General features: G+C 72.7%; 21 protein-coding genes. 10 read left to right on the plus strand and 11 right to left on the minus strand.

Features of this window, described 5'->3' with window-relative positions:
- Window positions 1-19 precede the first annotated feature (19 nt).
- A complete protein-coding gene (locus ACIG36_RS23225) occupies window positions 20-979 on the minus strand; it encodes a hypothetical protein (protein WP_399930909.1) in 960 nt (319 codons plus the stop codon).
- Window positions 980-1,360: 381 nt separating this feature from the next.
- On the opposite strand from ACIG36_RS23225, the gene ACIG36_RS23230 reads away from it, so the two are divergent.
- Window positions 1,361-2,248: a DMT family transporter gene (locus tag ACIG36_RS23230; RefSeq protein WP_399930912.1), complete on the plus strand. Its 888-nt coding sequence runs from the start codon at window positions 1,361-1,363 to the stop codon at window positions 2,246-2,248.
- 71 nt (window positions 2,249-2,319) lie between these two features.
- Complete coding sequence (locus tag ACIG36_RS23235) at window positions 2,320-2,850, plus strand: NUDIX hydrolase (protein WP_399930915.1); 531 nt, start codon at window positions 2,320-2,322, stop codon at window positions 2,848-2,850.
- Window positions 2,851-2,875: 25 nt separating this feature from the next.
- Here ACIG36_RS23235 and ACIG36_RS23240 read toward each other — a convergent pair whose 3' ends face one another.
- A complete protein-coding gene (locus ACIG36_RS23240; RefSeq protein ID WP_399930917.1) occupies window positions 2,876-3,793 on the minus strand; it encodes an NADP-dependent oxidoreductase in 918 nt (305 codons plus the stop codon).
- On the minus strand, window positions 3,790-5,343 hold the full coding sequence (locus ACIG36_RS23245; RefSeq protein WP_399930920.1) for an MFS transporter: 1,554 nt from the start codon (window positions 5,341-5,343) through the stop codon (window positions 3,790-3,792). The genes ACIG36_RS23240 and ACIG36_RS23245 overlap by 4 nt, the downstream gene beginning before the upstream one ends.
- 166 nt (window positions 5,344-5,509) lie before the next feature.
- Between ACIG36_RS23245 and ACIG36_RS23250 the strand changes: the two genes are divergently transcribed.
- Together ACIG36_RS23250 and ACIG36_RS23255 are read left to right on the plus strand one after the other, a co-directional pair.
- Window positions 5,510-5,950, plus strand: a complete 441-nt coding sequence (locus tag ACIG36_RS23250; protein ID WP_399930923.1) for a MarR family winged helix-turn-helix transcriptional regulator — start codon at window positions 5,510-5,512, stop codon at window positions 5,948-5,950.
- A gap of 71 nt (window positions 5,951-6,021) precedes the next feature.
- Window positions 6,022-6,969 (plus strand): MBL fold metallo-hydrolase, encoded by a 948-nt coding sequence (locus tag ACIG36_RS23255; RefSeq protein ID WP_399930926.1) that lies wholly within the window; start codon window positions 6,022-6,024, stop codon window positions 6,967-6,969.
- A 102-nt stretch (window positions 6,970-7,071) separates the two neighbouring features.
- Here ACIG36_RS23255 and ACIG36_RS23260 read toward each other — a convergent pair whose 3' ends face one another.
- The 3 genes from ACIG36_RS23260 to ACIG36_RS23270 all read right to left on the minus strand — a co-directional run bounded on the left by ACIG36_RS23260 (window position 7,072) and on the right by ACIG36_RS23270 (window position 8,016).
- Window positions 7,072-7,275 carry a cold-shock protein gene (locus ACIG36_RS23260; RefSeq protein WP_399930929.1) on the minus strand — a complete coding sequence of 68 codons (204 nt, stop codon included), beginning with the start codon at window positions 7,273-7,275 and terminating at the stop codon, window positions 7,072-7,074.
- Window positions 7,276-7,444: 169 nt separating this feature from the next.
- Window positions 7,445-7,690, minus strand: coding sequence for a DUF6255 family natural product biosynthesis protein (locus tag ACIG36_RS23265; protein WP_399930931.1), 246 nt, complete (start codon window positions 7,688-7,690; stop codon window positions 7,445-7,447).
- Window positions 7,687-8,016 carry a hypothetical protein gene (locus ACIG36_RS23270; RefSeq protein WP_399930934.1) on the minus strand — a complete coding sequence of 110 codons (330 nt, stop codon included), beginning with the start codon at window positions 8,014-8,016 and terminating at the stop codon, window positions 7,687-7,689. The genes ACIG36_RS23265 and ACIG36_RS23270 overlap by 4 nt, the downstream gene beginning before the upstream one ends.
- A 156-nt stretch (window positions 8,017-8,172) precedes the next feature.
- Here ACIG36_RS23270 and ACIG36_RS23275 point away from each other — a divergent pair, with 156 nt between their 5' ends.
- The 4 genes from ACIG36_RS23275 to ACIG36_RS23290 all read left to right on the plus strand — a co-directional run bounded on the left by ACIG36_RS23275 (window position 8,173) and on the right by ACIG36_RS23290 (window position 11,626).
- Window positions 8,173-9,024, plus strand: coding sequence for a helix-turn-helix domain-containing protein (locus ACIG36_RS23275; RefSeq protein WP_399930937.1), 852 nt, complete (start codon window positions 8,173-8,175; stop codon window positions 9,022-9,024).
- A 13-nt stretch (window positions 9,025-9,037) separates the two neighbouring features.
- Window positions 9,038-9,226 (plus strand): DUF397 domain-containing protein, encoded by a 189-nt coding sequence (locus tag ACIG36_RS23280; protein ID WP_399930940.1) that lies wholly within the window; start codon window positions 9,038-9,040, stop codon window positions 9,224-9,226.
- A 126-nt stretch (window positions 9,227-9,352) separates the two neighbouring features.
- The gene (locus ACIG36_RS23285) at window positions 9,353-10,387 is read left to right on the plus strand and encodes a phosphotransferase family protein (RefSeq protein ID WP_399930943.1); all 1,035 of its coding nucleotides are present in this window, start codon (window positions 9,353-9,355) and stop codon (window positions 10,385-10,387) included.
- Between the two features lie 6 nt (window positions 10,388-10,393).
- On the plus strand, window positions 10,394-11,626 hold the full coding sequence (locus ACIG36_RS23290; protein ID WP_399930945.1) for an acyl-CoA dehydrogenase family protein: 1,233 nt from the start codon (window positions 10,394-10,396) through the stop codon (window positions 11,624-11,626).
- Between the two features lie 41 nt (window positions 11,627-11,667).
- On the opposite strand, the gene ACIG36_RS23295 is transcribed toward ACIG36_RS23290, so the two are convergent.
- The 3 genes from ACIG36_RS23295 to ACIG36_RS23305 all read right to left on the minus strand — a co-directional run bounded on the left by ACIG36_RS23295 (window position 11,668) and on the right by ACIG36_RS23305 (window position 14,820).
- A complete protein-coding gene (locus ACIG36_RS23295) occupies window positions 11,668-12,261 on the minus strand; it encodes a TetR/AcrR family transcriptional regulator (protein ID WP_399931229.1) in 594 nt (197 codons plus the stop codon).
- A 67-nt stretch (window positions 12,262-12,328) separates the two neighbouring features.
- Entirely contained in the window at window positions 12,329-13,996 is a 1,668-nt protein-coding gene (locus ACIG36_RS23300) for a class I adenylate-forming enzyme family protein (RefSeq protein ID WP_399930949.1), read from the minus strand.
- A 32-nt stretch (window positions 13,997-14,028) separates the two neighbouring features.
- Window positions 14,029-14,820 carry an SDR family oxidoreductase gene (locus tag ACIG36_RS23305; RefSeq protein WP_399930952.1) on the minus strand — a complete coding sequence of 264 codons (792 nt, stop codon included), beginning with the start codon at window positions 14,818-14,820 and terminating at the stop codon, window positions 14,029-14,031.
- 217 nt (window positions 14,821-15,037) lie between these two features.
- On the opposite strand from ACIG36_RS23305, the gene ACIG36_RS23310 reads away from it, so the two are divergent.
- Entirely contained in the window at window positions 15,038-16,381 is a 1,344-nt protein-coding gene (locus ACIG36_RS23310; RefSeq protein ID WP_399930955.1) for a serine-threonine protein kinase, read from the plus strand.
- Window positions 16,382-16,560: 179 nt separating this feature from the next.
- Entirely contained in the window at window positions 16,561-17,172 is a 612-nt protein-coding gene (locus ACIG36_RS23315) for a hypothetical protein (protein ID WP_399930958.1), read from the plus strand.
- Between the two features lie 25 nt (window positions 17,173-17,197).
- Here ACIG36_RS23315 and soxR read toward each other — a convergent pair whose 3' ends face one another.
- Window positions 17,198-17,647 carry a redox-sensitive transcriptional activator SoxR gene (gene soxR, locus ACIG36_RS23320; RefSeq protein WP_399930960.1) on the minus strand — a complete coding sequence of 150 codons (450 nt, stop codon included), beginning with the start codon at window positions 17,645-17,647 and terminating at the stop codon, window positions 17,198-17,200.
- Between the two features lie 45 nt (window positions 17,648-17,692).
- Window positions 17,693-18,316 (minus strand): TetR/AcrR family transcriptional regulator, encoded by a 624-nt coding sequence (locus ACIG36_RS23325; RefSeq protein WP_399930963.1) that lies wholly within the window; start codon window positions 18,314-18,316, stop codon window positions 17,693-17,695.
- Window positions 18,317-18,408: the final 92 nt, after the last annotated feature.

Here is an 18,408-nt window from a genome sequence, read left to right on the forward strand (position 1 = left end):
GAGTGAGGGGGAGGCGTGGTCAGGCGGTGCCGAGGGCGGTGCGGCGGGCGGCCCGGAAGGCCTTGCGGGGATCCCGGTCGGGGTAGGACCAGGGGGCGTTCGTGGCGTGCGGGCCGATGCGGGTGAGCAGGGCGGCGGCCTCGGCGGTCCGGCCCTCGTGGAGCTTGGCGTGGGCGAGGTAGTTGAGGTCGACCTTGCGCCGGGGGTGGGCGGTGGTGCCGTCGTCGACGTCCCATTCCAGCCACCAGTCGAAGGCGGCCTTCATCACCTGGCGGGCGCGGCGGGTCGTCCAGTGGCCGGAGCGGGCGGGGTCGGCGGGCTCGAGGCCGGCGCGGGCGAGGACGCGGTAGCGCTCGGCGTGGGCGACGACGGGCAGGACGGCCAGGGGGGAGTCGGCGGGGGCCTGTTCGGCGGCCCAGGAGGCGAAGTCGTAGACCTCGTGCAGGGGGTCGTCGCGGTCGCCGTCCTGGTGTTCGGCGAGGCAGGCGGCCATCAGGTGGTGGGCGTGGTGGTGGTCGCGGTGCCGGGCGCGCACCTGGTCGAAGGCGCGGACGCGTTCGTCGTCGGTGCCGGTGCGGCGGGCGAGGATGAGGATGCCGAGCCAGGGCGTCGGGTCGCGGGGTGCCATGCGGGCGGCGGCCAGGCACAGGGCGCGGGCGGCGTCGGGCTGGTCCTGGCCGCGGGCGGCCCGGAAGACGGTGGCGCAGGCGAGGAGGGCGGCGGCGTCGGGGCTGTCGGGCTCGGCGAGCTGCCATTCGCGGGCCCAGGCGGCGCTGGTGGGGCCCTCGGCGAGGACGACGAGGCGGTGCCCGCGGCGGTCCCAGTCGTCGCCGGTGCGGGCGAGGAGCTGCCGGGCGCCGTCCCAGCGGCCCCGGACCAGCGCGTCCCGGACGGTGGCGAGTTCGTGGTCGTCCAGGGCCGGGTCGAAGGCCGGCCCGTCCTTGTTCCGGGGGCGGCCCAGGGGCGGCGGGGGCGTCATCGGCGGGCTTCCTCCACGGCGTGCGTCCCCTCCGGGCGCCGGGTCGGGGGCGTCCGTGAACAAGCTTTCTCGATCACGCACAGCAAACCGGTAGTCACGGCTCCGAGTCAAGACCGATCTTGATGCTGACATAACGTCAAGTAACGCCCTGTCAGGTCAAGTTGCGTGATCACTCGGACGGGAGGGAATGGCGTCGGCACCCTCCGCGCACATGCACGACGAACTGGAGTTCGACGCATCGGGCAGGATGGGAGCCGGGGCCGGAGGCTCCCGTTCCGGATGAACGGCCGAAAGAGGGGTACTCGGCCGTGACACCGTCCACGGGCGGCTATCGTTTTTCCGTCAAGTCTCCTACGGCCACACGGCCTTGAGGTGCGCGACATGATGGTCTTCGCCTTCGCCGTGAGCGCGGCGTGCTGCCTGGGCGTGGGGTTCGTGCTGCAGCAGGACGCCGCGCAGCGCGCCCCCATGAGCGACTTCCTCTCCTTCCGGCTGCTGCTGGACCTGGTCCGCATGCCCCGCTGGCTGGCCGGCATCGCGTTCATGGTGTGCGGCATGGCGCTGGGCGCGCTCGCGCTCGGCCTGGGCGAGGTGTCGCTGGTCGAGCCGCTGATGGCGACGAATCTGCTGTTCGCCATGGCCTTCTCCCGGTGGCGGACCAGGCAGCCGCTGGGCGGCACCGGCTGGGCGGGGCTGTGGCTGCTGGCGGTGGGGGTGGCCGCGTTCGTCGTGGCCGGGCGCCCGCACGGTGGCCGGACGGTCACCGATCCACTGCGGCACTGGCTGGTCGTCGGCGTGGTGGCGGGCACCGCGCTGCTGCTGGCGGCCGTCTCCAAGCGGGTGCGGATGAGCACGGAAGCCGCGCTGCTGGCCGTCGCCGCCGGGCTGCTCTACGGACTGCAGGACGCCCTCACCCGCGTCACCGGCGAGCGGCTGGCAGAGGGCGGGTGGACGGTGCTGGTCACCACCTGGCAGCCGTACGCCGTGGCCGGGCTCGGGCTCGCGGCGCTGGTGCTGGTGCAGAGCGCCTTCGAGACGGCGCCGCTGCGGATGTCGCTGCCCGCGCTGACCGCGGCCCAGCCCCTGGCGGGGATCGCCTGCGGGGTGGGGTTCATGGGCGACCGGCTGCGTACGACGCCGGGCGCGCTGGCGTGGGAGGCCGCGGGCCTGGTGGCGATCGTCTGCGGGATCGTGCTGATCGGACGGCATCCGGCGATGCCGTCCGGGGTGGCGCGCCCGGAGCGGGTCCGCGACCTGCAGCCGCACTGACGGCCGGACTGCCGCGCTCCGGCCGGACCGACTGACGCCACCGCCCCGCTCCGGCTGGTTGGATGGGCCGCATGAGTGATCAGCAGCCGCTCGCGGCCGATGAGGTGCTGGACGTCGTCGACGAGCACGACCGGGTGACCGGGCAGGCGCCGCGCGGCGAGGTGTACGCGGCGGGGCTGCGCCACCGCTGTGTGTTCGTCCAGGCGCGCGACGCGCGGGGACGGATCTTCGTGCACCGCCGCACCGCCCGGAAGCTGGTGTTCCCCTCGCTGTACGACATGTTCGTCGGCGGGGTGGTCGGGGCGGGCGAGACGTACGACGAGGCCGCGCTGCGCGAGGCCGAGGAGGAACTGGGCGTGAGCGGGCTGCCGGCGCCCACCCCGCTGTTCCGGTTCCTGTACGAGGGGCCCGGGGGCTCGTGGTGGTCGGCGGTGTACGAGGTGCGGTGCGAGCTGCCGGTCGTGCCGCAGGAGGAAGAGGTGGCCTGGTGGGACTTCCTCCCCGAGGACGAGGTGGAGGCCCGCCTGGCCGACTGGCAGTGGGTGCCGGACGGCCTGGCGGCCTACCTCAGGCTGCGCGAGCGGCGGCACGAGGGGCGGTAGCCGCCCCGCGCGGGGAAGGCACGGACTACACCGTCACCACGATCTTGCCCCGCGTGTGGCCCTCCGCGCTCAGCCGCTGCGCGTCCGCCGTCTTCTCCAGCGGGAAGACCTGGGCGACCTCCACCGACAGCACGCCCTGCTCCGCCAGGTGGCTCAGGGCCGCGAGGTCGGCGGCGTCCGGGCGCACCCACAGCAGCCGGCCGCCGAGGGCGGTGACGTCCGGGTCGACGATGGACACCAGGCGGGCGCCGTCGGCCGTCACCTCGGACGAGCCGTTGATGACGCCGCCCACGAAGTCGAGGACCACGCTCACGCCCTCGGGCGCCAGGGCCCGCACCCGCTCGTTGAGGCCCTCCCCGTACGTGACGGGCTCGGCGCCCAGCGAGCGCAGGAAGTCGTGGTTGCGCTCGCTGGCGGTGCCGATGACGCGGGCGCCCAGGTGCCGGGCGAGCTGGACGGCCATGGTGCCCACGCCGCCGGCGGCGGCGTGGATCAGCACGGTGTCGCCCTCGCCCGCCTGCACGGCCTTCAGCGACTGGTAGGCGGTCAGCCCCGCCAGCGGCAGGCCTGCGGCCTCCTCGAAGGAGAGGTTGGCGGGCTTGCGCGCGAGGGTGCGCACCGGGGCGGCGACGTACTCGGCGAAGGTGCCGCGGGAGAGGAAGTCCTCGCGGACGTAGCCGATGACCTCGTCGCCCTCCTGGAATTCGGGGGTGTCCGAGCCCGGGGTGACGACGACGCCGGAGACGTCCCAGCCGGGGATGACCGGGAAGACGGCGTCGATCAGGCCGCCGAGGTAGCCGGCCTGGGCCTTCCAGTCGACGGGGTTGACGGCGGCGGCCTTGACCTTGATCAGGACGCTGTCCGGGCCCGGGTGGGGGTCGGGCAGGTCCCCGTACTCGAGGACCTCGGGACCGCCGTAGGCGCGGTAGCTGACAGCCTTCATCGTGCGGACTCCTTCGTTGCCGGGGTGGTTGCGGTGTTCGGTTCGGTGGTCGTTCGGGCGTCGGCGTCCGTCTCAGCGTCGGACGCCGCGGCCGGGGCCGCCAGCGCTGCCGGCCTCAGGCCCTGGATCCCGCGCAGGCCCAGCCAGGCCACCAGCGAGACCATCAGGAACGCGGCGCCCGCGATGACGAACGTCAGGGTGAACTGGCTCTCGGCGGGCAGCTTGGGCGCGCCCGGCGGCAGGTGTTCGAGGCTCTTGGAGGCCAGCACCGTGGTGATCATCGCGCTGCCGATGGCGCTGCCCGTGGAGCGGGAGATGGAGTTGATGCCGTTGGCTATGCCGGTCTGGTGGTGCGGGACGCTGGCGACGATCACGGCGGGCATGGCGGCGTAGCCGAGGCTGATGGCCGCGCCGACGAACACGCCCGCGGCGATGACGGAGACGGTGTGCTCGTGGTCGAGGGCGATCCACACGAAGCCGGCGGTCCCGACCAGCGAGGCGAGCAGCAGGACGGGGCGGGGGCCCTTGTGGCGGACGAGCTGGCCGCCGACCGGGGCGGCGAGCAGCGAGACGACGGTGCTGGGCAGCAGGTACTCCACGGAGGCGCGCAGCACGCTGGCGCCGAAGCCGTAGCCGGCGATCTGCGAGGGCATCTGCACGAGGTAGGACACCCCGATGAACAGGGCGAAGGAGCCGAAGCCGACGAGCAGGCCGGCGAGGTTGGCGAAGAGCACCGGCCGGTGGACGAACATCTTCATGTCGACGAGCGGCTCGCGCACCTTGCGTTCCACCAGTGTCCACAGCACGGCCGCCACCACGGCGCCGGCGAAGCAGCCGACGGTACGGGCGGAGGACCAGCCCCACTCGTGGCCCTGGGTGATGGGCAGCAGGAGCAGCACCAGGGTGGCGGCCAGGGTGAGCGCGCCGAGGACGTCGGTGCGGCCGCCGGTGGTCTCGCGGGTGGCGGGGACGAGCGTGACGACGGCGATCAGGGCGAGCGCGGCGAGACCGGTGGCGAGCCAGAAGGCACTGCGGTAGTCCGGGTCGTCGCCGGAGGTGAGCAGGCCGGTGGCCACCAGCGCGAGGCCGCTGCCGAAGGCGAGCGTGCCGCTGACCATGGCCATGGCGCCGGGCAGCTTCGCCGGGCGCACCTCCTCGCGCAGCACGGACAGCGCCAGCGGGAAGATCGCGGTGGCGGCGCCCTGCAGGACGCGGCCGGTGATCAGCCAGGGCAGGGAGTGCGTCACGGCGGCCAGGACGGAGCCCGCGACCATGACGATCAGCACGCCGACCAGGGTCTTCTTCTTTCCGTGCTGGTCGCCGAAGCGGCCGAGCAGCGGGGTGAAGACGGCGGCGGAGAGGAGGGTGGCGGTGGTGACCCAGCTGACGTTCGCGGAGGTGGTCTCCAGGTCGTTCTGGATGAGGCCGAGGATCGGCACGACCAGGGTCTGCATCATCGAGACGACCATGGCGGCCAGGCTCAGGGCGAAGACGATCACCGTCTCGTTGCGCTGCTCGCCCGGTGCGGCCACGGGTGCGGGGGAGGTCATGGGATGGGGTGTTCCTTCGTAAGTCGCCCGGCGTTGCGGTGCCAACGCGTTACTTCATGGCATGGATGCTTGAAGACGTCAAGCAACTCGCACCACCGTAGGCAGCAATACTTCAGGTAGTCAAGTTAATGGTTTAGGTCATGAACCTCTTGAGTACACTCGAGCCATGACCGGCACCACTCCCCCCACCCCCGGCAAGGCCGAGCTCCTGGAGCTCGTGGCCGCGCTCGGCACCGCCCAGTGGCAGGACTTCGCGGCCGCCGCCGCCCGTCACGGCCTCACCTCCGTCCAGGCCAAGCTGCTGGCCCAGCTCAAGGGGCCGGTACCCATGCGCGGCCTCGCCGCGCTGCTGCTGTGCGACGCCTCCAACGTCACCGGCATCGTGGACCGGCTGGAGGCCCGCGGCCTGGTCCGCCGCGAGCCCGACCCCGCCGACCGCCGGGTCAAGAACGTCGTCGCCACCGACGAGGGCCGCGAGACCATCCGCCGCGTCCGCGCCGAGATGCAGGCCACGCACAGCGCCCTCGACGCCCTCGACGAGGCCGAGCGCGCGACCCTGTACGGGCTCCTCGCGCGGCTGCGACCCGGCCTGGAACACCGCGCGTAAGGCCTCCCGGCCGCCCGTATTCTGACGGTCAGTCCGATCCGCCGGCCCCGGCGGACGCATGGGAGGCCCTGATGACCAGCACGAACACCACCGCACCCGCCGCCGGGGCGGAGGGCACCGAGCCGTACACCGTCACCCTGGCGCCCGGCGTGAGCGCCTTCGTCCAGCCCGACGGCGGCTGGTGCCTGAACAACGCCGGCTTCGTCACCGGCGGCGGCCGCACCCTGCTGATCGACACGGCCGCCACCGAACGACGGGCGCTGCTGCTGCGCGACGCGGTGAGCGCCGGCGGCGCCCCCGAGCCCTCGCTGGTGGTCAACACCCACCACCACGGCGACCACACCTACGGCAACTGCGTCTTCACGCCCGGCGCCACCGTCGTCGGGCACGCGGCCTGCCGCCGCGAGACGCTGGCAGCAGGCCTGCAGTTGCACGGCATCTGGCCGGACGTCGACTACGGCCGCGTCGAGGTCAGCGCCCCCACCCTCACCTACACCGACGCGCTCACGCTGCACATTGGCGAGACGGAGGTGCGCCTGCTGCACCCGGGCCCGGCGCACACCGTCGGCGACACCATCGCCTGGCTGCCCGAGCAGGGCATCGTCTTCACCGGCGACCTCGTCTTCAACGGCGGCACGCCCTTCCTCCTGATGGGCTCGCTCAGCGGCTCACTGCGCGCCGTGCGGATGCTGCGCGAGCTCGACGCGTCGGTCGTGGTGCCCGGCCACGGCCGGGTGACCGACCCCGGCGTGTACGACACCGTCGAGGGCTACCTGCGCTTCGTCGACGACCTGGCCCGCACCGCCCACGCCGCCGGCCGCACCCCACTGGAGGCCGCCCGCGACGCGGACCTCGGCGAGTTCGCCGAACTTCGGGAGAGCGAGCGCCTGGTCGCCAACCTCCACCGCGCCTACGCCGAACTCGACGGTGTCCCCGCCGGACAGCCCCTCGACCTGGTCGCTGCGCTCGCCGACATGACGGAGATGAACGGCGGCCGCCCGATCGCCTGCCACGCCTGACGCTTGCCGCGTGGTGTGGCACCAGTGCTCTGGCCAGAAACGTTCACCGGGTCGAGAGCAGTGGCAGACGACGGCTGGTTGGCACGTCGGGCGGGTTCCGGATCAGATGGACCGGACGTTTTCCGCCTGGGGTCCCTTCGAACCTTGGACGACGTCGTATTCGACACGTTCTCCCTCGTCGAGCTCCCGGTAGCCATCCTTTCGGATCGCGCTGTAGTGGACGAACACCTCGCTGCCCCCGCCATCGGGCGTGATGAACCCGAATCCCTTCTCCTTATTGAAGAACTTCACATTGCCCTGAGCCATGGTCGTGTCTCCTGCTGATGTCCGGGTGCCCCGTTGCGGGCAGAGGGAGACCTACCCCGCCACGAAAGCGCAGGAGTCAGAAGTCACCCGAACGACGGCAGGCCGCGCTGACGCCGACCCGCCCTGCCCGAGCAGGCAACCGACCCGGTGAACGTTGCCGGTCAGGGCACTAGCCGGCCAGTGTCAGTGCCGCCTGGCCGGCAATGCCCCAGTGGCTGAGGTGGTACGCGGTACGGGAGATCAGCGCGGCCGCCGCGCGATCGGCTTTGGCCCGGACGCGGGCCGGTGGCCTCACCGTTTCCGGCAGGCCGGGGGGCCGTAGGGCCCCGTAGTCCGTGAAGCGGCGGGTGCCGCAGCGCTTGCAGCGTGCCTCGCCGGTTCCGGCCGACTCCCATTCCGGGTGGTGGCAGCTCATCGGTTCGCCTCCGGGGCGGGCTCCGGCGTGGAGTGTGCCTTGATCCAGTGCAGGTGCGCGTCAGCCGTCGCCCTGCCGCGCAGTTCGGGTGGCGCGGTGCGGCGGCGTGCCGCCAGTTCGACACACTCGGGGCACGTCCCGAGATAGGGCCGCAGCCCGGCCGCCTCGCGCTCCGCGCTGGTCGCCAACCGCAGTGCCGCGAAGGGCACTTCCCATTGCAGGCTCCCATCGGGGCTCTGCAACTGCACGCGGCCACCGGTGCCACCGATCACTTGGGCGATCTTGTCCTCACGTACGTCCACCACGTAGGCCCCCTTGCGATACATCTGTCCCCTCCAACTGGCTTGTGTGCGGCCGAAGTTCGCGCACCTTGACGGTAGCGCTGCCGGTCCAAAAATTGCGACCCGTTCATCCCAATCACTGCAACGAGTGGACCGTCGTCCGGTCACGGGCCACACTGAGTGCCGACAGGAGGGGAACGGATGCCACCGAGGAAGGCCCCAAGCGTCCGTCAGCGACGACTGGGTACAGAACTCCGCAGGTTGCGCGAGGCGGCAGGCCTCTCGCTGAGGCGGGCGGCAGAGCTGGTGGGCACCGACCCGAGCGGCATCAGCAATTCGGAGTCGGGCCGCCACGGCGTGAGTGGTGAGCGGGTCCGAGCCTGGGCCAGCGCCTACGGCTGCCCAGACCCCGCCTATGTGGATGCGCTTGTTGCCATGGCCGAGGAGCGCGGCAAGGGCTGGTGGGAGGAGTACCGCGGAACTCTGCGGGTCACGGCACTCGATCTCGCCGAGCTGGAGCATCGTGCGGTCGGCTTTCGCGCATTGCAGCTCATGCACCTGCCGGGACTGTTGCAGACCGAGGAATACGCTCGGGCCGTCTTCAGGACAGCGGTCCCGGCTCTCAGCCCTGCAGAGCTACGGCGCAGGCTTTCTCATCGGATGAAACGGCGTGACGTCCTCGATCGTCCGCAGCCGCCGACTTGTACGTACCTCATTCACGAGGCGGCTTTGCTGCTTCAGTTCGGCGGTCAGAGCGTTGCACGCGCGCAGCTCCAGCATCTCTTGAGCGAGTCGGAGCGCGACAACATCACCGTGAGGGTTATCCCGTTCTCCGCCGGTGGCTTTCCGGGCGCAGCGAACCCGATGCTGTACGTGCTGGGGGCCGTGCCGCGACTCGATACGGTCCACATCGATACGCCGACCGGCTCCGCATTCCTGGACGGGGAAACGCAGCTTGCCAATTACCGGTCCGTGCTTGATCTGGGCGAAGAGTTCGCACTCAGCCCTGAGCGCTCACGAGACTTCATCCGCAAGGTGGCGCAGCAGACGTAAGGATTCGAGGACCATGAACATTCAGTGGCGTAAGTCGTCGTTCTCGTCGGAAACACAGGGCGACTGCATAGAACTCGCCAATCCGACCGGTCGCATACTCCTCCGCGAGAGCGACACGCCCAACACCGTGATCGCCACCTCCCCGGCCGCCCTGCGAGCCCTGCTCACAACCGCCCCGTCCCGGCGGCGCCGGCAAGGGTGACGCCCCCGGCCCTACGGCCCGAGCATTCACGTCAATCGACCCCAGGGACACCTGGACGACATACCGACCAGTCGGCATGATGAGCCCTCACGGACCGGACAACAACTCCCCCGCGAGGAGCATGCGATGAGCGAGGCCAACGACCCGGGCAACCCCCCGGGCCTGGACCCGGAACGGCTGCGGGACCATCTGGATCGGGCGCTGCCCGGCCTGGTGGCCGGGCCGTTGACGGCCGAGCTCATCGAGGGGGGCCGCTCCAACCTGACGTACGCCGTCACCGACGGCACCAGCCGGTGGGCCGTGCGGCGCCCGCCGCTCGGACACGTGCTGGCCACCGCCCACGACATGCGGCGCGAACACCGGGTCATCAGCGCGCTGCGCCAGACCGCCGTCCCGGTGCCCGGGGCGGTACTGCTGTGCGAGGACGAGGACGTCCTGGGGGCGCCCTTCTACGTCATGGACTTCGTCGACGGCACCCCCTACCGCACGTCCGCGCAGCTCGCCGCCATCGGGCCCGGCCGCACCCGCGAGGTCGTGCTGGGGCTCGTCGACACGCTCGTCGACCTGCACGCCGTGGCCCCCGAGGCAGTCGGCCTGGCCGACTTCGGGCGGCCCGAGGGGTTCCTGGAGCGGCAGCTGCGCCGCTGGGGCAAGCAGCTCGAAGCCTCCCGCAGCCGCGAGCTGCCGGGGATAGACGAGCTGCGCGAGGCGCTGGGCCGGGCGCTGCCCGCCTCCCCCGCCCCGGCCGTCGTGCACGGCGACTACCGGCTCGACAACGTGCTCGTCGGCGCGGACGACACCGTCCAGGCCGTCCTGGACTGGGAGATGTCCACGCTCGGCGACCCGCTCACCGACCTGGGCCTGCTGGTCATGTACGGCGAGCAGCGTGCCGTTCCGGGCCTGCCCATCGCGAGCACGGGCGGCGCCCCCGGGCACCCGGACCCGGCCGAGATCGTCGAGCGCTACGCGGCCCGCTCCGGCCGCGACATCTCTGCCCTGCCCTGGTACACCGCGTTCGCCTACTTCAAGCTCGCCGTGATCCTCGAGGGCATCCACTACCGCTACACCCTCGGGCAGACCGTCGGCGCCGGCTTCGACCGCATCGGCGAACTGGTCCCGCTCTTCGTCGGCAACGGCCTCTCCACCCTGCGAAAGGGATAAGCCCCCATGGACTTCTCGTTCGACGCCCGCACCGAGGAACTGCGCGACCGGCTGCTGGCCTTCATGGACGAGCACGTGTACCCGGCGGAGGCCACGGCCGCCGAGCAGCGCGCGAATCTCGCCTCCCCGTGGGACGTGCCGCCGGTGGTGGAGGAGCTCAAGGCGGAGGCGCGGCGGCAAGGGCTGTGGAACCTATTTCTTGCAGACCAGCACAGCCTCCCCGACCCCGTGCACGGCGCCGGCCTGACCAACCTCCAGTACGCGCCGCTCGCCGAGATCACCGGCCGCAGCCCCCAGCTGGCCCCCACCGCCCTGAACTGTGCCGCGCCCGACACCGGGAACATGGAGGTGCTGGCACAGTTCGGCAGCGCCGAGCAGCGGAAACTCTGGCTGGAGCCGCTGCTGGCGGGCGAGATCCGCTCGGCCTTCGCGATGACCGAGCCGGAGGTGGCCTCCTCCGACGCCACGAACATCGAGACCCGCATCGAGCGGGACGGCGACGAGTACGTCATCACCGGCCGCAAGTGGTACATCTCCGGTGCGCTGCACCCGGATTGCCGGGTCCTCATCGTCATGGGCCAGACCGACCCGGACGGTGCCGACGTCCGCCGCCGGCAGTCGATGGTGCTGGTCCCGCGCGACACCCCCGGCGTGCACGTGCGCCGTGCCATGCGGGTCTACGGCTACGAGGACCATTACCACGGTGGTCACGCGGAGGTCGTCCTCGAGGGCGTCCGCGTGCCGGTGGGCAATCTGATCGGCGAGGAGGGCGGCGGCTTCGCCATCGCCCAGGCCCGGCTCGGCCCCGGCCGTATCCACCACTGCATGCGCCTGATCGGCATGGCCGAGCGCGCGATCGAGCTGATGTGCCGGCGGGCAGTGGCCCGTACGGCCTTCGGCAAGCCCCTGGCGGAGCAGGGGGTGGTGCGCGAGTGGATCGCGGACGCGCGCGTGGCCGTCGAGCAGCTGCGGCTGCTGGTGCTGAAGACGGCCTGGCTGATGGACACCGTCGGCAACCGCGGCGCCCACACCGAGATCCAGGCCATCAAGATCGCGACGCCCCGGACGGTCGTCGGCATCCTCGACCAGGCCGTGCAGCTGCACGGCGCCGCCGGGGTGAGCCAGGACCTCCCGCTGGCGGAGCTGTGGGCGGCGGCCCGGACGCTGCGGCTGGCCGACGGCCCGGACGAGGTGCACCAGCGGTCCCTGGCCCGCCGGGAGCTCGCCCGGTACCGCTGACCGGTAGCGGGGGTGCGGCCCCCCGGCCGCCCCCGCACCCCCTACGGCCGCAGCGCCCGCAGCAGCAGGTCCGCCAGGTGGTCGGCGACCTGCCGCGCGGTCAGCGCGCCCTCGGGCCGGTACCAGCTGCCCAGGTGGTGGACGGACCCGAAGTGGTAGTCCACCACCAGGTCGGCCGGGGTCTCGGCGCTGAAGACCCCCGCGCGCTGGCCCTCCTCGACCAGCGCCCGGAACCGCTCGTGGTAGCGGCGCCGCTCCGCCCGCACCTGCTTGCACTTCTCGGGGCCGAGGTGGTGCATGGACCGGAAGAAGATCTTCGTGTCGTCGAGGTTCTCTATGGTGGTCACCACCACGTCGGCCGCCGCGTCCCGCAGCCGCTTCTCCACGGGCGCGTCGGCGCCGGCGAAGCCGTCCAGCCGCTCCTGCTGCAGCCGCAGCACCCGCCCGTACACCTCGTGCAGCAGGTCGTCCTTCGACCCGAAGTAGTGATACAGCGCCCCCTTGGTGACGCCCGCCGCCTCCACGATGTCCTGGACGGACGTACGGTCGTACCCCCGCTCGGCGAACAGCCGCGTGGCGGCGGCCAGCAGTCGCTGCGGTACCGGCCTCCCGCCGTTGTCCGTCGTTCCGGCCATCGCCGACCTGGTCGTCATCGCCGCCACCCGCCCTTCCGCCACCGGTCCATGTGCCACGCCCCGCACACTAGTGCCGCTGCCGGTCACGCAGTTCCCTGCGCAGGATCTTGCCGGTGGTCGTCTTGGGCAGCTCGGGCAGGATCTCCACCTCGCGCGGGTACTTGTACGCGGCCAGCCGTTCCCGGCAGTGGGCGACCAGCTCGGCGGGGCCGGCCGGGGTGCCGGGGCGCAGGCTGACGTAGGCCTTGACGGACTCGCCGCGGTAGGGGTCGGGGACGCCGACGACCGCCGCCTCGCGGACGGCGGGGTGGGTGTAGAGGACGTCCTCGACCTCCCTGGGCCAGACCTTGAAGCCGGAGGCGTTGATCATGTCCTTCTTGCGGTCGACGACGTAGAGCCAGCCCTCGCGGTCCATGAAGCCGATGTCGCCGGTGCGCAGCTCGCCGCCGGGGAAGGTCTCGGCGGTGGCGTCGGGGCGGCGCCAGTAGCCGGGGACGACGTGGGGGCCGCGCAGGGCGATCTCGCCCGTCTCGCCGAAGGGCACGTCCCTGCCCTGGTCGTCGATGATGCGCAGCTGCGTCTGCGCGGTGGGCAGGCCCACGGAGAGGGTGCCGGAGCGGGGGTCGACGGGGGCCTTCAGGCCCGGTGGGACGGTGGAGCAGGGGGCGGTGCACTCGGTGAGGCCGTAGGCGTTGTGCAGGTACGGGCCGAAGGCGGCGGCGAACGACTCGACGAGCGCGGGCGGCAGCGGGGCACCACCGGAGTTGATCAGCCGGAAGGAGGCGAAGTGGTCGCGGGTGGCCTGCGGCTGGGCCATCAGGGCCATGAAGGCGGTGGAGGGGCCGACGGTGTAGTCGGGGCGGTGCTCGAGGAAGGCGTCGAGGACGACGCCGGGTTCGAAACGGTTCGCGAGGACGAGGGTGCCGGCGTCGGCGAGGCAGGTGGTGAGCTCGGCGACCATGCCGGTGATGTGGAAGAGCGGCGCGAGGGCGAAGTAGACGCTGCCCTCGGGGAGCCCGGCGTGGGCGCGGGCCCACTCGGCCTGATGGGTGAGGTTGCCGTGGGTGTTGACGGCACCCTTGGGGGTGCCGCTGGTGCCGGAGGTGTAGCAGATGAGGGCGGGGTCGTCGGGGCCCGTTTCCGGTACGGACGGCGCGGGGAGGTCCGTACGTCCGGCGACGGCGAGCAGGTCGTCGGCGTCCTCCGGGGGCCTGCGCCGCCCGTCGCGCAGCACGCGCGCGTCGTCGCGGGTCTGCAGGCCGAAGTCGCAGGCGGTGAGGGCGATCCGCACGGGCGAGGCGCTGGCGGTGTGCCGCAGGAAGTCCTCCCAGGCCCGGTCCCGGCAGACCAGCGCGGTGACGCCGGCGTCGTGCAGGACGTGACTCACCTCGTCCGCCCGGTACATGGGGTTGACCGGCACGACGACGCCGCCGGCCTTCCAGACGCCGAGGACGGCGAGGACGAAGTGCGGGGTGTTCTGGAGCATGACGGCCGCCCGGTCGCCGCGCCGGAAGCCGTTCGCCGCCAGGTGGCCGGCGACGGCGTCGGACATGGCGTCGGTCTCGCGGTAGCTCAGCCGCCCGTCGAAGTAGGCCAGGGCGGTGCGGCCGGGGGCTCTGCGGACGGCGGCGGCGAAGAAGTGCAGGGCGCTCGGCGGCGCCGTGACGGGCGTGCGCTGGGCGGGGGTGAGGCGGTCGAGCCAGGGCTGGTCCTGGTACGAGAGGTGCGCGTTCATGATGCGGCCCTTCTCTGCGTTCCGGGAGGTCCTTACGGCTGCTGCGCGGTACCGGTGGCCTGCTGTTCGCGTTCCTCGACGGTGCGCTGCAGGCGGTTCATGCCCGCGAGCCAGCGCTCCGGGTCGGTGGCGCGGGTGGCGGCGTGGCCGGCCACCTCGGGGTGGGGGAGGATCAGGAAGCGGCCGGCGGCCATGCCCTCGAAGAGCGCGTCCGCCACCTTCGCGGGCTCGATCGCGGTGGGGCGCAGCACGAGGTCGCCGACGACGCCGGTGCCGTGCAGCATGTCCGTGCGCACGCCCTGCGGGCAGATGGCGTGGACGTCGATGCCGCGGTGGCGGTAGGTGAGGGAGAGCCATTCGGCGAAGGCCAGGGCGGCGTGCTTGGAGACGCTGTAGGGGGCCGAGCCGACCATGGTGAGCAGCCCGGCGGCGGAGACAGTGGCCACGAAGCGGCCGCTGCCGCGCTCGAGCCATTCGGGGAGCAGGGCGCGGGCCGCGCGGATATGGGCCATGACGTTGACGTCCCAGGCCGCCTCCCACACGTCCTCGCCGGCCTCGGGGCCGCCCAGGGGGGCGATGCCGGCGTTGGCGCAGTAGATGTCGACGGTGCCGCCCAGCGCCTCGCGGGCGGCGGGCAGGACGGCGGAGGCGTCGCCGGGGACGGCGGTGGCGCCGGTCTCGGCGGCGACGGCTTCGGCCTTGGCGGCGTCGATGTCGTTGACGACGACGCGGGCCCCTTCGGCGGCGAAACGGCGCGCGAGCGCGGCGCCTATGCCGCCTCCGGCCCCGGTGACGACGACTGCCGCGTCCCGCACGGATTTCACGCTGGCGCCTCCTGGGCTCGACGATCCCGGCAGACTAACCAGTCGGTATGCCCGGGTGGAAGGGTGCCTCCCCCGAGGTTGTTCCACTCCCCGGGCCCCGGCACAAGAGCCCGGCCGACGGATCACGTAAGGGTGAAGTCCCCGTGGACAGGCTGGACATGCCCCCTTGACGGCAGGAAGATGCGCGCACACCGGACCGGGGGCAGGGGGACGCACCATGGCGGGCATATCCGTGGAGCCGTACTGGGAGCTGACATTCGACGCCGAGGGGGATGCCGACCCCGGCGAACGGGACGCCCTGGTACGGGGGGTGGCCGAGCGGGACGTCACCGACCTGGTGGTCTTCGCGCACGGCTGGAACAACGACCGGTCCATGGCCACCCGCCTCTACGACCGCTTCTTCGCCCCCTTCCCCGGCGTCCTCGCGGACGCCGGTGCCCCCGCGCGCCTCGGCTACGCGGGTGTGATCTGGCCGTCCATGCGGTTCACGGACGAGCCGGTGCCCGACTTCCCCGCGCGGGACGCCGTACCGCCCGGGGACGGGCCCCGTCTCGAGCCCGCGACCCTGCGGGCGCTGGCCGCGGTCTTCCCCGGCAGCGAGGCGCTGCTGGACCGGCTGGCGGAGTTGCTGGAGCAGCGGTCCGAGGACCCCTCGCGGCTGGAGGAGTTCGCGGCCCTGGTCCGCCGGCTCGTCCTGCCGCGCCAGGCGGGGACGGCGGCGGGCGCGGACGCCTCGGCCGAGGACCTGGACCCGGACGCCGGCGAGCGCGCCGAACCGGACATGTTCGCCGACGAACCGGCCCGGGTGTGCGGCCGCTTCGCCGACGCGCTGGCCACCGCGGAACCGGCCGGGGCGGAGACGGCCGCGGCGCGGGCCGAGTTCTTCGGGGACCTGCGCAAGCGGCTGTGGAGCGGCGCCCTGGAGCTGCTGCGCCAGGGCTCGTACTGGGAGATGAAGCGGCGGGCGGGCGTGGTGGGCCGCGCGGGGCTCGGCCCGGTCCTCGAGCTGCTCGCCGGGGACCGCGCCGGTCCGCGGGTCCATCTGGTGGGGCACAGCTTCGGCGCGCGGCTCATGGCGTTCGCGCTCGGCGCGCTGCCGGAGCGCACGGAGAGCGTGCGCTCCCTCACCATGCTCCAAGGCGCCTTCTCGCACTACGCGTTCGCTCCCCGGCTGCCGTTCGACAACGGGCGCGGCGGCGCGCTGAAGGGGTTGCACGAGCGGGTCCGGGGCCCGGTGGTGTGCTGCCATTCGCGCCACGACCAGGCGCTGAGCCTGCTGTATCCGCTGGCCTCGCGCGTCTCGGGGGACTCCGCCTCCGCGTTCGGCCTCGACGACGCCCGCTGGGGCGCCATGGGTCACGACGGCGTCCAGGCCGTGGAGGGCACCGGCACGCTGCAGCTGGCGCGGGCGCTGCAGGGCCCGTTGCCCGAGTCGGGTTGTGTGAACGTCGACGTCGCGGCGGTGGTGCGGCGCGGCGGTCCGCCCACGGGCGCCCACAGCGACATCTGCCACGGCGAACTCGCCCGTCTCGTCCTGCTGGCCGGGCGGATCGTACGCTGACCGGTGGGTGAGGATCCGCCACCTTCGTGGCCGCCCACATCTGTGCGCCCGTTGGGGGTAGCAGAGCGGAGTCGGGTGCGTGCGCGTCCGGCGGGTCCGGACATCCGATGGATCCGATCGGCGACGCGTTACGTCCCTTCCATGTCGATCCGAGTCCGCGCCGCCGGAGGTGGGATGCAGTGGCAGGTTTCAGAGCACTGGCCCGAGAGGTACGCAATCCACGGAACACCATCGCGCTGCGGCGGACCTCCTTGCGCAAATGCCTCGAGCGCTTCGCCCCCTACGGGCACCGGGCGACCTGGCGACATCTGTGCGCCCGCGCCGGCCTCGCCCCCGACGACCGCGCTCCCGACCCCGCGCTGCTGATCGCGGCGCTGGCCGAGCTGGAGGAGGCACGGGAGGTCTGGCTGGCGTACGAGGCCGAGTTCGCGGGCCGGCGCCGCCGTGAGAAGCACGACGGCATCCGCCAGCCCAGTGCCGTCGACGACTGGCACCGCAACACCTGGGGCGGCTGCGACATCGTGCCGTGCGCCTCCCCCGACGTGACCCCGGACGCCCGGCTCGCGGACGTCCTGCGCCGGGTGATGGCGGCCATGGAGTCCGCGCCCGGCCACACCTGCCCGGTGTGCGCCGGAGAGCGCGTCGAATGGCGCACCGACCTGGAGCGCTACCCGCTGGAGGGTCCGGTGTGCACCGACTGCGGCATCGTGGTGCCGGTGTCCGTGCTCACCCCGGCCGCGCTGCTCGCGGCGCGGCGGTACGCCTTCGCTGAGCGGTACGCGGCGGTGTGAGGGCGCTCCCCGGCGGCGGGGAGCGTCAGCCGTGCAGCATCGATCCACTGCCGAGCCGGCCCACGCGGTCGTCCGGGTTGGTCAGCGCGCACTTGTCGATGGACAGGCAGCCGCAGCCGATGCAGCCGTCGAGGTGGTCGCGCAGCTTGACCAGCTGCGTTATCCGCTGGTCGAGCTCGGCCCGCCATTCCTCGGAGAGCCGGGCCCAGTCGGCCCGGTTGGGGGTCCGCCCGTCGGGCAGCCGCTCCAGTGCCTCGCCGATGACCGCCAGCGGTATGCCGACCCGCTGGGAGGCGCGGATGAAGGCGATCCGGCGCAGCACGTCACGGGTGTAGCGGCGCTGGTTGCCGGAGGTGCGGCGGCTGCTGATCAGCCCCTTGGCCTCGTAGAAGTGCAGGGCCGAGACGGCGGCTCCGCTGCGTGCGGAGACCTGCCCGACCGTAAGCTCTTGAACTTTCAGGGGAATCTGGGGCACGGATCAGACTGTACGTCAGCCGCCGGGCGCACCGGCCGGGCAGCGTCACGGCTGCCCGTCGGTGCCGCCGACCATGCGCAGCACCAGGCCCGCGTAGAGCTCGCCGACCTCGTCGGGGGTGCGCCGGCCCTCGGCGTTGAACCAGCGGGCGACGTCGATGCACAGGGAGAGCACCGCGAGGGTGGTGCCGCGCACGTCGGGGACGTCGAAGTCGCCGGCCGCGACGCCGTCCTCGATGATGGCGCGCACGGCGGCGTCGGTGGCCCGGCGCAGCGCGATGATCTCGGCGTGGTGCTCCTCGCCGAGCGCCCCGAGCTCGTACTGCACCACGCGGGCGGTGGTGTGGTGTTCGGCGTGCCAGCGCACGAAGCGGCGGACCGCCTCGGCGAGGCGCTCGGCGGGGGTGCCGGCGCCGTCCCGGGCGCGGGTGACGATGTCGAGGGCGAGGCGGTGGCCGACGCCGCTGATGCGGTAGAGGAGTTCTTCCTTCGTTTTGTAGTGGATGTAGAGCGCGGCCGGGCTCATCCCGGCCCGGCCGGCGATGTCGCGGGTGGTGGTCGCGTGGTAGCCGCGCTCGGCGAAGGCCTGGACGGCGGCGGTCAGCAGCCGCCGGGCGGCGTCGGGCGTGACGTCGGCCCACTCCTCGGTCCGCTGCGCCTGCGCGCCCATGGGGTGCCCCGCTCTCCGGGCCCGCACGGGCCCTCTCGCCGACGGAAGGAGCGAACACCATACCGCGCCTCCTGAGCAAGCGCTTAGGGTGC

Source organism: Streptomyces sp. NPDC053048, assembly GCF_044547045.1.
In the GTDB taxonomy this organism is placed as follows: Bacteria; Actinomycetota; Actinomycetes; order Streptomycetales; family Streptomycetaceae; genus Streptomyces.

Coding starts and splice junctions, on each gene's coding strand:
- ACIG36_RS23225 (WP_399930909.1), bottom strand. CDS start 979: ATGACGCCCCCGCCGCCCCTGGGCCGCCCCCGGAACAAGGACGGGCCG.
- ACIG36_RS23230 (WP_399930912.1), top strand. CDS start 1,361: ATGATGGTCTTCGCCTTCGCCGTGAGCGCGGCGTGCTGCCTGGGCGTG.
- ACIG36_RS23235 (WP_399930915.1), top strand. CDS start 2,320: ATGAGTGATCAGCAGCCGCTCGCGGCCGATGAGGTGCTGGACGTCGTC.
- ACIG36_RS23240 (WP_399930917.1), bottom strand. CDS start 3,793: ATGAAGGCTGTCAGCTACCGCGCCTACGGCGGTCCCGAGGTCCTCGAG.
- ACIG36_RS23245 (WP_399930920.1), bottom strand. CDS start 5,343: ATGACCTCCCCCGCACCCGTGGCCGCACCGGGCGAGCAGCGCAACGAG.
- ACIG36_RS23250 (WP_399930923.1), top strand. CDS start 5,510: ATGACCGGCACCACTCCCCCCACCCCCGGCAAGGCCGAGCTCCTGGAG.
- ACIG36_RS23255 (WP_399930926.1), top strand. CDS start 6,022: ATGACCAGCACGAACACCACCGCACCCGCCGCCGGGGCGGAGGGCACC.
- ACIG36_RS23260 (WP_399930929.1), bottom strand. CDS start 7,275: ATGGCTCAGGGCAATGTGAAGTTCTTCAATAAGGAGAAGGGATTCGGG.
- ACIG36_RS23265 (WP_399930931.1), bottom strand. CDS start 7,690: ATGAGCTGCCACCACCCGGAATGGGAGTCGGCCGGAACCGGCGAGGCA.
- ACIG36_RS23270 (WP_399930934.1), bottom strand. CDS start 8,016: ATGTATCGCAAGGGGGCCTACGTGGTGGACGTACGTGAGGACAAGATC.
- ACIG36_RS23275 (WP_399930937.1), top strand. CDS start 8,173: ATGCCACCGAGGAAGGCCCCAAGCGTCCGTCAGCGACGACTGGGTACA.
- ACIG36_RS23280 (WP_399930940.1), top strand. CDS start 9,038: ATGAACATTCAGTGGCGTAAGTCGTCGTTCTCGTCGGAAACACAGGGC.
- ACIG36_RS23285 (WP_399930943.1), top strand. CDS start 9,353: ATGAGCGAGGCCAACGACCCGGGCAACCCCCCGGGCCTGGACCCGGAA.
- ACIG36_RS23290 (WP_399930945.1), top strand. CDS start 10,394: ATGGACTTCTCGTTCGACGCCCGCACCGAGGAACTGCGCGACCGGCTG.
- ACIG36_RS23295 (WP_399931229.1), bottom strand. CDS start 12,261: ATGGCCGGAACGACGGACAACGGCGGGAGGCCGGTACCGCAGCGACTG.
- ACIG36_RS23300 (WP_399930949.1), bottom strand. CDS start 13,996: ATGAACGCGCACCTCTCGTACCAGGACCAGCCCTGGCTCGACCGCCTC.
- ACIG36_RS23310 (WP_399930955.1), top strand. CDS start 15,038: ATGGCGGGCATATCCGTGGAGCCGTACTGGGAGCTGACATTCGACGCC.
- ACIG36_RS23325 (WP_399930963.1), bottom strand. CDS start 18,316: ATGGGCGCGCAGGCGCAGCGGACCGAGGAGTGGGCCGACGTCACGCCC.